The 12,531-nt window shown below is 46.3% G+C and carries 10 protein-coding genes and 1 pseudogene; 4 read left to right on the top strand and 7 right to left on the bottom strand.

The genetic code is table 11. The features are described 5' to 3' along the window. Positions 1-6 precede the first annotated feature (6 nt). Genes H7F26_RS08205 through H7F26_RS08195 form a run of 3 tightly spaced genes read right to left on the bottom strand, consistent with a single transcriptional unit; the run spans position 7 to position 5,143 of the window. Complete coding sequence (locus H7F26_RS08205; protein WP_003178823.1) at positions 7-1,089, bottom strand: ABC transporter substrate-binding protein; 1,083 nt, start codon at positions 1,087-1,089, stop codon at positions 7-9. A gap of 2 nt (positions 1,090-1,091) precedes the next feature. Then, positions 1,092-3,086: a hydantoinase B/oxoprolinase family protein gene (locus H7F26_RS08200; RefSeq protein WP_017473995.1), complete on the bottom strand. Its 1,995-nt coding sequence runs from the start codon at positions 3,084-3,086 to the stop codon at positions 1,092-1,094. 2 nt (positions 3,087-3,088) lie between these two features. Further along, positions 3,089-5,143, bottom strand: a complete 2,055-nt coding sequence (locus H7F26_RS08195) for a hydantoinase/oxoprolinase family protein (protein WP_017473996.1) — start codon at positions 5,141-5,143, stop codon at positions 3,089-3,091. Positions 5,144-5,547: 404 nt separating this feature from the next. On the opposite strand from H7F26_RS08195, the gene H7F26_RS08190 reads away from it, so the two are divergent. Together H7F26_RS08190 and H7F26_RS08185 are read left to right on the top strand one after the other, a co-directional pair. Further along, positions 5,548-6,288 carry a ribonuclease YeeF family protein gene (locus tag H7F26_RS08190; protein WP_003178817.1) on the top strand — a complete coding sequence of 247 codons (741 nt, stop codon included), beginning with the start codon at positions 5,548-5,550 and terminating at the stop codon, positions 6,286-6,288. A 190-nt stretch (positions 6,289-6,478) separates the two neighbouring features. Beyond that, positions 6,479-8,088 (top strand): annotated as a pseudogene (locus tag H7F26_RS08185) (methyl-accepting chemotaxis protein). A 19-nt stretch (positions 8,089-8,107) separates the two neighbouring features. Here H7F26_RS08185 and H7F26_RS08180 read toward each other — a convergent pair. Continuing rightward, entirely contained in the window at positions 8,108-8,911 is an 804-nt protein-coding gene (locus H7F26_RS08180; protein WP_017473997.1) for a serine/threonine protein kinase, read from the bottom strand. Positions 8,912-8,916: 5 nt separating this feature from the next. Continuing rightward, the gene (locus H7F26_RS08175; protein ID WP_003178812.1) at positions 8,917-9,120 is read right to left on the bottom strand and encodes a hypothetical protein; all 204 of its coding nucleotides are present in this window, start codon (positions 9,118-9,120) and stop codon (positions 8,917-8,919) included. A gap of 266 nt (positions 9,121-9,386) precedes the next feature. On the opposite strand from H7F26_RS08175, the gene H7F26_RS08170 reads away from it, so the two are divergent. Together H7F26_RS08170 and H7F26_RS08165 are read left to right on the top strand one after the other, a co-directional pair. Beyond that, entirely contained in the window at positions 9,387-9,833 is a 447-nt protein-coding gene (locus tag H7F26_RS08170) for a NucA/NucB deoxyribonuclease domain-containing protein (protein WP_003178810.1), read from the top strand. Between the two features lie 17 nt (positions 9,834-9,850). Beyond that, a complete protein-coding gene (locus tag H7F26_RS08165) occupies positions 9,851-10,249 on the top strand; it encodes a competence protein ComJ (RefSeq protein ID WP_003178808.1) in 399 nt (132 codons plus the stop codon). Between the two features lie 38 nt (positions 10,250-10,287). Here H7F26_RS08165 and H7F26_RS08160 read toward each other — a convergent pair whose 3' ends face one another. Together H7F26_RS08160 and H7F26_RS08155 are read right to left on the bottom strand one after the other, a co-directional pair. Then, positions 10,288-11,724: a glycoside hydrolase family 1 protein gene (locus H7F26_RS08160; protein ID WP_003178806.1), complete on the bottom strand. Its 1,437-nt coding sequence runs from the start codon at positions 11,722-11,724 to the stop codon at positions 10,288-10,290. A 69-nt stretch (positions 11,725-11,793) separates the two neighbouring features. Continuing rightward, a complete protein-coding gene (locus H7F26_RS08155; RefSeq protein WP_003178804.1) occupies positions 11,794-12,519 on the bottom strand; it encodes an AAA family ATPase in 726 nt (241 codons plus the stop codon). Between the last annotated feature and the right edge of the window lie 12 nt (positions 12,520-12,531).

The raw sequence follows: 12,531 nt of genomic DNA, 5'->3' as shown, positions 1-12,531 counted from the left end.
TGTCACCTATTTTCCGCCAAGTACTTGATTCCAGCGATTTGTCCAATCGCCTAGATCTTTTGCCGCGACTTCATAGTCAACCCATTTTAAATTCCTGTAATAATCCTCCCCTACTTTGATCTTCCCTTTTAATTTATCGCTGTATTTCACTTTTTTATTGGCCATGCCGTAAAACGTTCTATCGGCAAAATCTCCTTGCACTTCTGGACTGAGCAGATGATTTAACAGCTTGTACGCATTATCCTGATTAGGACTTCCTTTCATTAAAGCCCAGCTTGCAACTGCTGCGACTGCACCTTCCTCGGGATATGCAAATCCCAGGTCAAGACCTGCATCCTGCAAAGAAAAAGCGCGGCCGTCCCAAAACGGAACAACCCATGCATCCCCACGTTCCAGAAGCGTTTGTATCGAGCCTGGATTATCGGGATAGGCCGTTATGTTGTTCTTTAAATCAGCCAAGCTGTTGAACGCTTTATCCACGTCTTTCCCGTTTGACTCCAGGCCGCCCTGGGCATTGATTAATCCTACAAAAAACTGAAGCCCCGCCGAATAAGCCGGCGATGATATGGCGACATGACCTTTATAGCTGCTGTTCCAAAGATCCGTCCAGCGCTTAGGCTCCTGTGGTACAAGATCCTTTCGGTAGACAATTCCGAGCTGTCCCATACTGAAACCGGCCGCATACTGCTTTCCATCATCGGTGAAGCGTTTCTGAACAGAGTGGTACAGATCGCGGACATTCGGAACCTTTTCCTGATCGATCGGTGCCAGCAATCCCGCCGACTGCGCTCTGTGAATCGTGTCCGGCTGCAGAATTAAGAGATCATAGGGAGCATTTCTGCCATTCGATGCCTTGAGTTTTGTGAACCACTCAGAGTCTGTCCCTGCGACAACTTTGACCTTCAGCCCTGTTTCTTTTTCAAAAGATTCGAGGCTCGGCTTGATATGTTTTTCCCAATCGCCCCCATAGACGCCGATAACGACTGTATCTGATTGTTTGCTTTCCTGACTTCCGTTTCCGCCGCATCCCGAAAGGAGGAGCACCGCTGCAAGAGACAGAATAAATAAAGCAGAAATTTTACTTTTCATTGTCATCTCACCATTCCCGTGTTATTTTTTCCAGCCAGTTTTTCCACAGCGGCCGCAACTTCGCTTTTACTGATCGGACCGTTATGTTCTTTTGAGAAATAACGGTGGACTAAATGTTTAACATGTGACCTTTGATGAGCCGGAAGCTGTCGCAGAAGCCGGGCCAATGTGCTGCTGGCTTCTTCTGTCCAGCACCGTTCGTATTCTTCTCTGGCGATTCCGAAATCCCATTGTTTCCGATGTTCGCCTGCTTTCTTTTTTCTGATTTCAGCTGTTTCTTCCAGATCAATAATGAAGGAGCCAGCGCCGTTTTCTTTTACAGCAACGCCGTATTGATGATATGCCGCTTCCGGGCTCAGCAAGCCCGCTTCAACTTCTCCTAAAATCGATTCAGCTTCCCGGCGGAAGGGATTTCCCCAGCCTCCGCCGCCTGGTGAATGAATGCTGATAACATCCCCTTTATTGAGCTTTAGAACATCGATCTTCGACATCGTTTTCTCCTGAGGCTGATCCGGATAAAGGCGCACCCGCCCGAGCGCTCCTGCCGTTCCCCCGGCGAGCCCCCACGGATGAAAACGCATCCTCTCCATCCCTCTTGCGGTCACAATTGATTCTGGTGCCGCCGCTTCAAACTCCAGCCCGATTGCATGGCCTCCCCTGTGAAAACCGGCTCCGGCTGTATTTTTGATCAATTCATAGCGGCGAACATGGATGTCGATGTGCTGTTCAAGGCTTTCAATCGGCGTATTTTTCAAAAATCCGGAGGCATGGTCAATTCCATCTGCTCCGTCCATGTCATGCTGGCCGCCTCCTCCGCCTCCCATCGGTTCGACCACCGACATCTTCCTGCTGCCAGTTGATTCATCGGGAACCGACAGTACGACAATCGCTGACTGACCGGCGCCTGCTGCAGGCACGGCTTTCGGAAGCGCCTTTGCCAAAGCGCCCAGTACAGCATTATAAAGTCTCATCGTGATCGAATGACGAATGCCGACCGCCGCAGGATATTCCGGATGAACCAGCGTACCCTTTGGAGCGATAACTTGGATCGGCCGTGTCAGCCCCCCGTTAATCGGAATATACGGGTCTTCACTTATGATATAGTTGATCAGGCCCTGATATAGAAATGAATGTTTGCTTCCATTAGTGACAAGGTTAAATGCTGTCTTCACCTGAGGATCACAGTCTGAAAAGTCCAATGTGATCTCCCCTCCCGAGACGTTTGCCGTAACAGCCAAGCGGATCGGAACGTCAGAAATCATATCGTCATCAAGATAATCTGAAAAACTGTATGAACCTTCCGGAATCCTGCTGATTACCCGTCCGGCTCTCATCGCGGCTTGTTCGAGCAAATCATCCATTCCTTGTTGGACCGCTTCTTTTCCAAACTTTCCGACCATTTCTGTCAATCGATTCTCCGCCGTATTGACCGCGGCCACCATCGCATGAATATCCCCTTCATTTAAGTCGGGAACCCTGCTGTTTGCCCGCAAAACCTTCAATATATCGCGATTTTCTCTCCCCTTTTTGTAAATCCTTGCCGGCGGTATTCTCAGGCCTTCCTGATGGATGTCTGTCGCGGTCGGCGAAATGCTTGCCGGGACAAGGCCGCCGACATCGCTGCAATGGACAAAGCACCACGCGTAACTGATTATCTCGCCCTCCAAGAAAATCGGCTTCACCACATGAATATCAGGCAAGTGGGTCGCCAATCCGTCCGTTGTATAAGGATCGTTTGTGAGGATAATATCTCCCGGTTCAAATGGGCCGCTTTCTTCGATGACCCGTTTTAATGAAAGCCCTAAAAAAATCGTGACGCCGATTGTTTTCGGATAAACGAAAAACTCCCCTTCCGGCGTCGCAAGCGCAGTAGCGAAATCAGCCGATTCTTTTACAAATGTGGTAAAGGACGTCCGTTCAATAACGTGCCCCATTCCCGCGGCTATCGCGTTAAAGTAGCTTCTCATCATTTCCAGCCGGGCAGGATCTGTGCGCATGGTCAGCTCTCCTTCCGTTCAATGATCAAATTTCCGGCATGATCGGTTTTCCCGCTCCAATTTGGCAAAATCAGCGTCGTTGTATCGTCCTGCTCAACAATGGCCGGCCCATCTATTCTCTGTCCGCTCCTTAAATCTGAACGGCGGTATACGGAGGCTTGATATGTACCGCCTTTCATGATGATCTTTCTTTGGCTGACAGGTTCAGCTTCGGGCAGATTACTTTGACATCCTTTTCCGCCTGGCGGTTTCGGCGTCTTGCCTATAATGCGGACGCGCATATTCATCAATTCAATGCTTGCTTTCCCATCGCTGTGTCCATATTGCTTCCCATGTAAGAGATGAAAGGAGTCTGCGATTTCACTCGTACTTTCGCCTTCCAGCCATTCCGGTGAAACAGGGAGCTCAATTTCATACGCCTGACCTTTATAACGGGCATCAAGCAAGTAAAGAAGAGAGGCTTCAGTCACCATGTCCGCCCGTTGTTTCCGCAGCCATGTTTCCGCCTGTTCTTGCAGCCTCATAAACTCCACTTTTAACTCAGCCGTTTTTATTTGCTCAAGCAGCACCTGTCTTGAACATACAGCATCGTAGATAAAATCAGCCGTCAGTGCGCCCAAAGCCGATAGAGTTCCCGGATGCGGCGGGATCAGCACATTTTTGGCCTGAATTTCCTCAGCCAAAAAATTAGCAGTAACCGGGCCTGCGCCTCCAAAAGCCATAAGGCTGAATTCACGCGGGTTAAACCCGTGTTGCTCCATGACATTGCTTAGTTCCGTGTACATATTGGCAAGCGCAACTTGAATCATCTTATCCGCGGCTTGCTCCACATCTGTGCCTAAATACTCGGCAACCGGGAGGAGCGCTTTTTCGGCTCTTTCCCGGTACAGTTTCATATTTCCTGCTGCAAACCTGTTTGGGTTTAAATAATGACATATAAGAAACGCATCTGTAAGTGCGGCCTTTGTTCCTTTTCCGTAACAGGCCGGCCCCGGATCAGAGCCAACTGACTCCGGCCCTACTTTCAAGAGACCGCCGCTGTCAATCCATGCCACCGATCCTCCGCCGGCACCGATCGAATACATTGCTACAGATGGAATCGCAATCGGAAATCCCGAGATTTGATTTGACTGGGTAAAGGTCGGCTCTCCTTTTTCAACAATCGAAATATCTGCGCTGGTTCCTCCGACATCAAAGGTGATGATATTGGCCTCGCCGGCGGCTTCCGCCGTTCTGATGGATCCTATGACCCCCGCTGCCGGTCCGGAAAAAAGCGTTTTGACAGGTGCCTCGGCAGCCGATTCAATGTCCATCAGTCCTCCGTTGGACTGGGTGATAAACGGCTGCGCCGATATTCCTTCCTGGACAAGCCTCTCTTTCAGCGTTCCAAAGTAGTGATGGATATTCGGTTTGATGTATAGATTCGCGACGGACATAACCGTTCGTTCGTATTCTCTCATTTGCGGCCAAAGCTCCGCAGACGTTGCCACCTCAAGCTCGGGCGCTATTTGCCTGATCCGTTCGGCAGCCTGGCGTTCATGGAGCGGATTCCGATAGCTGTGCAAAAAAGAAACAACGATTCCTTTTAAGCCTTTTCTTAAAGCTTGTCCAACCGCCTCATCGATATCTTCCATATGAAGCGGCAGCTTTTCAGAGCCGTCATAAAGCATTCTTTCTTGAATGGGAAACACGTTTTTCCGAGGAATGAGGGGCTCCGGCATTCTAGATCTAAAATCGTAGGGTACCGGAAGCCGGAGACGCTGAAGCGAAAGAATATCACGGAAACCTTCGGTTACGAATAAAGCAATATCAGCCCCTTTGCGTTGTAATAATGTGTTCAAACCGATTGTCATGCCGTGTACAAAGTGATGAATTTCTGAAGGCTGGACACCCCGAGTTTTCAAGAGAGCCAAGCCGTTGATGATTCCTCGGGCCGGATCTTCGGGAACGGTCGGCGTTTTAACTGCGGTCATGCTTCCGTCCGCCGGATTTAACAATGTAAGATCGGTAAAAGTTCCTCCAATATCAATTCCAAGCCGGTAACCTTCTTCATTCAATCCCGATCTCCCCTTTTAAAAATATCCTTTTTTTTAAAATATTTTACTATCATACTAATCAAGCATGAGAAAGTAGTCAATTATGTTTAATTACAATATTCCAAGTCTTTTTTGTTTAATATTTTATTTTAAGATACCATAAAATCACATTTTCAATTGTGTTGTTCACAGTATTTCACATTTTTGGTGTTCAGCTTTTCTTCGGTCCATCGACACATTCCTGTCATAAAGAGGACTAATTAACTACTAAAGCAAAGATCATCTGTTGCGACAAAAAACCTAAACGTCTCGCAGATTTGATCATAAAGATTCATTTTCATGGATATTCAGGATTTATTGCCCAATTCCCTGTGGCAAAGTGGTACACTCTGTACTATATAAGTCGCAGGAAGGGCAGATTTCCAATGAAAGTCTACGAAGCGGAAACCCTAATTTCAGCTATGAAGCAAAGATCTGATGAATATAAAAATTTGAGAGAACAGCTCGTCAGCTTAAAAAAAGCGTTAAACAGCGTCGCAGAACTTGATGAGTTTCAAGGAAAAGGCGCCGATGCCATTAAAGCGTTTTACAGAGACCTATCAGGAGTCGTAGACGGCTGGCTGGATTTAACCGATATGCAGATTCAGTTTCTGAATGGTGTATCTTCTGCTGCCGAAAATGCCGGACTTTCAGAGGATACGTTCGTTGATGTTCAATTTCTTGAACAGGAGCTTGCAAATGTCCACATTCACTCTCAAAACATGGTCTCCGCACAGCAGCAAGAGCTGTCGAATATTTTAGGACAGATAGATGATTTAATATCGCTACAGCCGTTCTCATCCGATGAAATCAAACAGCAGCTTGACGCTGCAAACCAAAACAGAAAAGACACAATCAAGGCTGTCGAAGATCTTGATGGACTGCTCAAAAGAGAATACTCGGCCTCTGAACATATTCAGCAAATGATCCAGACCGACTATTCCGCCTTAATCGACGCAACAGGAAAAGGGAAAAACGCGTCTCCGTTAAACTACAATTCACATATCTATCAAAACAGTGAAGTCTATAAAATGAAACATCGCATGCATCAAGAGGCAAGAAGCTACATCGCAAATAAACAAAAACAGTATGAAACAGGAAAAGCCGAAAAAGCAGAGGAACTTTAGGCTTTCAGATTGTCCAAAACCCCGTTTTCACAAGCGGGGTTTTCTTTTTCATTTTGTCAACACGCCTCCGTTTTAACCGATATTGTATACAGGTGAAACATGAAAGCGATTTAAGCTGAAATTGGGGACGAAAATTAATCTTCTCGTGTTAGCCGTTATTCTGATCTTTTCGTCAGCACTCGGGATTTTCATTATCAAAGAGCTTTCAAAAGAGTTAGAACAGATGGCGACAGAGAAAGCCAAAAGCGATTTGAAATTGAGCTACCGTTATTTGAATGAATCTCTTGAAGGTGATTGGGAAGTCAAAGAAGACAGGCTCTACAAAGGTTCGACCCTTATCAACGGAAATGAAGAACTCGTCGACCAAATCGGCAATGATACGAAAGACACTGTCACCATCTTTCAATATGACACGCGCGTATCTACAAATGTGACGGTAGACGGAAAACGCGCTGTCGGAACGAAAGTGTCTTCGGAGGTAGCAAATGCGGTTTTAAAAGAAGGAAAAAACTTTTATGGAAAAGCAGATGTAGCGGGAAAAACATATCAAACGGCATATATGCCGATCAAAGACAAGAGCGGTGAAGTTATCGGCATCTTTTATACAGGGGCCGACCAGGATATGATCACAAGCACTCTTCAATCGTTCCTGAAAATTTTTGCTATCGTTCTGACTGCTTCAATCATCATCTCCATTTTGCTTGTCCTCATTTTCACCAAAAGGATAGGCGGAAGGCTCAGAATGCTGACTCATGCTTTTGAACAGGCGGGCAGCGGCAATTTGACAACCGAGATCCAGGATGATTCGACAGATGAACTGGGCGACTTGTCACATCATTTCAATCAAATGAATGACAGCCTAAACCGGCTGATGCAAAAAATTTCACAGTCGTCGCACAGTGTAGCTGCCGCTTCTGATCAGCTGACATCTGGAGCTGAAGAAACAAGCCTCGCTTCTGAGAAAATCACCGAAGCCGTCCAGCATATCGCAAGTTCATCGGAAATGCAGACATCGGGGATAGCAGGCAGCAAACAAGCCGTTGAACAAGTTTCCGCCGATATTCAAAACATATCAGAAAACGCTGCGATCCTGAATGAAAAGAGCCAATACGCCCGCAAAAAAGCAAAACAGGGGGCAAAAGATATCTCCGAAACGATGCGGCAAATTCACACGATGCATCAATCGGTCCATCAAAGCGGAGAAATCATTGAAATGCTTAAAATACAAGATCATATGAAATCGGCAGCATTTCAAAAGCGATCACGGAGATTGCCGATCAAACCAACCTGCTCGCTTTGAACGCTTCAATAGAAGCTGCAAGAGCAGGAGAACACGGAAAAGGATTCGCCGTCGTTGCGGAAGAAGTTCGCCGTCTTGCCGAACAGTCGCAGCAATCAGCCAATCAGATCTCCCACCTCATTTCAGGGATTCAATCAGAAATCGCAACCACAACCGATTCAATCATGACAGTGAAAACGGAAGCGGTCAACGGCGTCAAAATGATCGAAAAGAACAAAAGGACATTTGAATCTATTGACGGCTTAATGGAAGAGTTCAGCGTAAGAATTTCCGACTTGTCTTCCGACGCCCGGCATATATCGCAAAGCATTCAAAACATCACAACATCATTTACAGCAATCTCAAAAGAAGTTCAGGAAACATCTGATTATTCACAACAAGTCGCAGGTCTGACAGAAGAGCAGTTTGCGGCTATGGAAGAAGTCACCGCCTCTGCAAATGAACTCTCCAAACTGGCTGAAGATTTGCATCAGCTCATCGGTGAAGTCAAAATGAAATAGCAGGGAAAAAGGGCTGCCGTTAAAACGGCAGCTTCTTCTTTTCCGCCGTACAGGAAATCAAATCGCCGATAATGTCTTCTGCACGCTCATACGGGAGATCAATCTGCAGCATCTTCCGCAGAACAGATTTAAGCCCAGACGATATGCTGAGCTCTTCTTCCCAGCATTTTTCTTCCTCGTCGGACGGGGTAAAACCGGAGTACAGGAGAAACAATGCAAAATGCCCTAACGCATAAAAGTCACTTTTGACTGAAACTGCACGCATCAGCTTTTTTTCCGGGTGCCGGTTATCAACGCGTTCTCTCTCAGTCAGGCGGCATGCCAGTCCGAAATCTATGATGCGGATCGTTCCTCGATTCACAATCAAATTTGGGATCCTCAAGTCCCGGTGAATAATCCCCCGGCTGTGAAGAAGTGAAACGCTGTGAAGCACCTCCTTCAATATGCTGATCGTTTGCTGTTCATCAAAGACACGCCCATCATAAAAGAGCAAATCTTCAAACGTTTTTCCTTCAATATACTCCATTACGATAAACCGCTCGCCGGCCGCTCGAAGCACCTCATATAGACGGGGCGCGGCAGGCAGATCCAATTCCCGCAAAATTTCAGCCTCGCGGTTGAAAGACCGCCGGCCGGCTGATGTCCATGCTTTTGTTTTTCTCTGCTGCTTGATGACGCGGAAACCGGATCTTCCAAGTTCTTCGGCAAGATATGTGATGCCGTAGCTGCCCATCCCGAGCACACGGTTGATTCGATATCTCCCCTCCAAGACGGTTCCTTTTTTGAGCGGGCGGTCAAACAGCCATCTTATCAATGTTTTCACGTGATTTAGCTGCTGCCGAAAAATTTCTTGTGCTTTCTTTTGTAATGGCGATGACCGTACCCTTTTCTTTTATAATCGCTGCTGCTGTACTTTTTGTATGATTTCCGTCCGTAATCGCTGCTGCTGTATCGTCGGTTTTTGCCGTTTTGAAGTGCCTTCAATAGCTTGCGAAGCAACTCGATCAGCTCCTTTTCTGTCTTGTATTTCATATCATTCGCGCAGAAAGGCTTGATAAAGGGGGCTCTGAAAGTTTTTCTTTCATATGAAAAATTTAAATTTTGAACCTCTAAAACTTTCTAAACGACCGGCAAAATTTTAAAAAAAGCGATTTGATAGACGGAAACTCAGCATTTCAAGAGGAAAAACTTATTAATCTCCCCTTTATTTCTCAAATCATTTTTACGATAATAAAGTTGTATTTACTTCCGGTCCACTGCGGCCGAATGATTTAACATAAGAAAGCAGGACAACAAGAATGGACAAGATTAAATCTTTGCTGATCACCTTGCTCGCCGTCGCCGTCGTGATCATCGGTATTGTATCTGGCGACTTTTTCACTTCAGAACACCAGCCTTCGGGCCGGCAAAACGGCTCAAACTACGATGAAGTGCTGATTTTTCCTTCGGACCGCTATCCTGAAACAGGCGCACACATTCGAAAGGCTATCAAAAAAGGGCACTCCGAAATCTGTACGATCGACAGGGACGGAGCCGACGAACGCCGAAAGGATTCATTGAAAGATGTTCCTTCCAAATCAGGCTATGACCGCGACGAGTGGCCGATGGCCATGTGCGAAGAAGGCGGAACAGGTGCTTCTGTCGAGTATATCAGCCCGTCTGATAACCGTGGAGCAGGATCTTGGGTGGGCAATCAGGTAAGCGATTATCCGGACGGGACGAAAGTACTTTTCAAGATTAATTAACACTGGGGGTACGGTCTTTGATCAAAAAGTGGGAAGCACAAGAAATGACGATGTCATACCATCAGTTTACCGTTTATCAGAAAGGCGGAAAGCCGCCCGTTATGGATTGGACAGACGAGGATATTAAAAGAGGATATACAACGGGAGAGCACGCGGTCTCGTTTGAAGCTCTCGAAAACACGGCATCTTCAGTAGAAGTCCGTTTGAATGCCCAAAAACAGGTGCCCTCCTTCAACAGGCGCGTCACCGTTCCTTTCGAAGTGCTTTATGACGGGGTAGAAATTGCAAGCGTCCTATCCAAGAAATTGACATGCGATATTCCGCAAGGCGCCTATCAGCTGACATGCTATACAATAATGCCTGATCACAGCGGCACTGCACAGATCACCTATCTTCTCGATTTTAAACAGGCTTGAACAACGGATAAAGGCGCCGGTTTCATCCGGCGCCCCTCCTAAAGCTCTTCCCCGTTTGTCTGAATGACGTTTTGGTACCAGTAAAAGCTGTCTTTTTTAATTCTCTTCAAGTCCTTTACATTCTCTTCATCACGGTTAATATAAACGAAACCGTATCTTTTCTGGTAGCCGTTCAGCCAGCTCAATAAATCTGTAAATGACCAGCTGCAGTAGCCGATTAAATCGACTCCGTCGTTTAAAGCCTGTCTGCATTGTTCAAGGTGCGCACGCAAGTAGGCAATTCTGTAGTCATCATGAATCGTGCCGTCATTTTCAACCTTATCGAATTCCCCCAGCCCGTTTTCCGTTATGAAAAGCGGAAGCCCATAGCGGCTGGAAATCCTGCGAAGTCCGATTCTTAGACCGATCGGGTCAATGGCCCAATCCCAATTCGATGTCTCAAGATGAGGGTTCCTTTTTGTTTTGTATAAACCCGGCATGCCTGTTTCCTGATTGCTTCCCTTTTGGCCGGTCGTATTCATCTTTCCTTCCGATACCCCGTCAAGAGGATTCATTTCATATGTGATGGTTTGATAATAATTCACACCGACAAAATCGGGTTTTCCTTTTGCTAAAAGCTCCATATCCCCATCTTCAATTGTCGGCGCCCAGCCTTTTTCCTTCAGATACTTTAAAGGGATGTCCGGATATGTTCCCCGGCAGTACATATCAAGCCACCAATAGTTTGTAAATTCCTCGGCATTCTCGAAGGCGAGGATATCATCCGGACGGCTGGAGAGGGGATATGCAGGCGAATAAGCAAAACTCGGTCCGATTTTTCCATCGGGAACATACCGGCGAAAAGAATCGATTGCCTTTGCATTCGCTAGAAATGCAATATGGTTAGCCTCATAGAAGCGTTTTCTATCCTTCACACCCGGGGGATGCATCGCTGTGATAAAGCCGTGATTAAAGTTGTAATTTTGCTCGTTAAGGGACACCCAATATTTAACCCTGCCTCCATACCGCTTATAGAGCGTAACGCAATACGCATTGAAATCCTCTATAATTCTTCTGGATTCAAAGCCGCCGTATTCATCCATTAAAGCCTGGGGAAGATCCCAATGATAAAGCGTCAAAACAGGTTCAATATCATGAGCAAGGAGCTCATTAATCAAGTCATCGTAAAATCTCAAACCCGCTTCATTGGCTTCTCCCCTGCCCTGCGGAAAAATCCTCGGCCAGCTGACTGAAAAGCGGTATGCTTTTAACCCCATCTCAGCCATTAAAGCAACATCTTCTTTAAAACGGTGGTAATGGTCGACCGCAATGTCTCCATTGCTTCCTTTAAACGTTTTTCCGGGAATCTTTGTGAACACATCCCAAACCGAAAGCCCCTTGCCGTCTTCATTCCAGGCTCCTTCGATCTGGTAGGCTGCAGATGCTGATCCCCATAGGAAATGATCTGGAAATGGGCGTAGTCGCTGATGAATCATATAGCTCAACTCCTGTTTCATATTTTGATCCGGATGCTCCTTATCATATCCTATGAAACGCGTTTCAGATCAAACGTCATCTAAAAACAGCTCCGCCAAAAGCTTTTCCCGGTGCTGAAGAAAATACTTGGTTAAAGTGTAATGATCCGTATCCTCATAGTTCACTTCAGCGATTTGTTCACCATCAAAACTAAAGATTTCGGCTTCCGGATACCCTAATAAAATGGGGGAGTGGGAAGCGATGATAAACTGAGCCTGGCTGGATTTCGTCAAATCATGAATGATTTTCAAGAATGCCAGCTGTCTTGCCGGAGATAAGGCCGCTTCAGGCTCATCTAGAAGATAAATCCCCTTTTCTTTAAAACGATGCTTGAAAAGCGATAAAAAAGATTCGCCGTGCGACTGCTCGTGAAGAGATCTGCCTCCGTAGCTTCGAAATCCCGTGATATCCACTTCATCAATATGAGTGGCAAAATGATAGAAAGATTCAGCGCGCAGAAAAAAGCCGTTTGTTACTTTGGGAAGCCACGACAATCTGATATAGTCTCCAAGAGCCGATCCGGAGCCGTACACTTCATATGTGTTATTTCTTCCCCCGCCGGCTGTGTTAAATTCGCATTTATCTGCGATTGCTTCAAGCAGCGTCGATTTGCCCGATCCGTTTTCCCCGACAAAAAATGTTACGTTTTTTTGAAACGTCAGTTCTTTTAAATGTTGAATAGCAGGAATTGAAAATGGATATTTTGCATAAGAAGGAACTCCTTCCCGAAGTAAAGTCAGCTTTTTTAAAAACATGCGGACACCCCC

Source organism: Bacillus sp. PAMC28748, from assembly GCF_014250415.1.
Classification (GTDB): Bacteria; Bacillota; Bacilli; order Bacillales; family Bacillaceae; genus Bacillus; species Bacillus licheniformis.
Note: the sequence above shows the minus strand (reverse complement) of the source record. Positions and strands in the feature narration are given on the sequence as shown.

Excerpts from the sequence above, each read along its gene's own strand:
- H7F26_RS08170 (WP_003178810.1), top strand. The coding sequence starts at position 9,387 with ATGGACAAGATTAAATCTTTGCTGATCACCTTGCTCGCCGTCGCCGTC.
- H7F26_RS08160 (WP_003178806.1), bottom strand. The coding sequence starts at position 11,724 with ATGATTCATCAGCGACTACGCCCATTTCCAGATCATTTCCTATGGGGA.
- H7F26_RS08190 (WP_003178817.1), top strand. The coding sequence starts at position 5,548 with ATGAAAGTCTACGAAGCGGAAACCCTAATTTCAGCTATGAAGCAAAGA.
- H7F26_RS08175 (WP_003178812.1), bottom strand. The coding sequence starts at position 9,120 with ATGAAATACAAGACAGAAAAGGAGCTGATCGAGTTGCTTCGCAAGCTA.
- H7F26_RS08155 (WP_003178804.1), bottom strand. The coding sequence starts at position 12,519 with ATGTTTTTAAAAAAGCTGACTTTACTTCGGGAAGGAGTTCCTTCTTAT.
- H7F26_RS08200 (WP_017473995.1), bottom strand. The coding sequence starts at position 3,086 with ATGCGCACAGATCCTGCCCGGCTGGAAATGATGAGAAGCTACTTTAAC.
- H7F26_RS08205 (WP_003178823.1), bottom strand. The coding sequence starts at position 1,089 with ATGAAAAGTAAAATTTCTGCTTTATTTATTCTGTCTCTTGCAGCGGTG.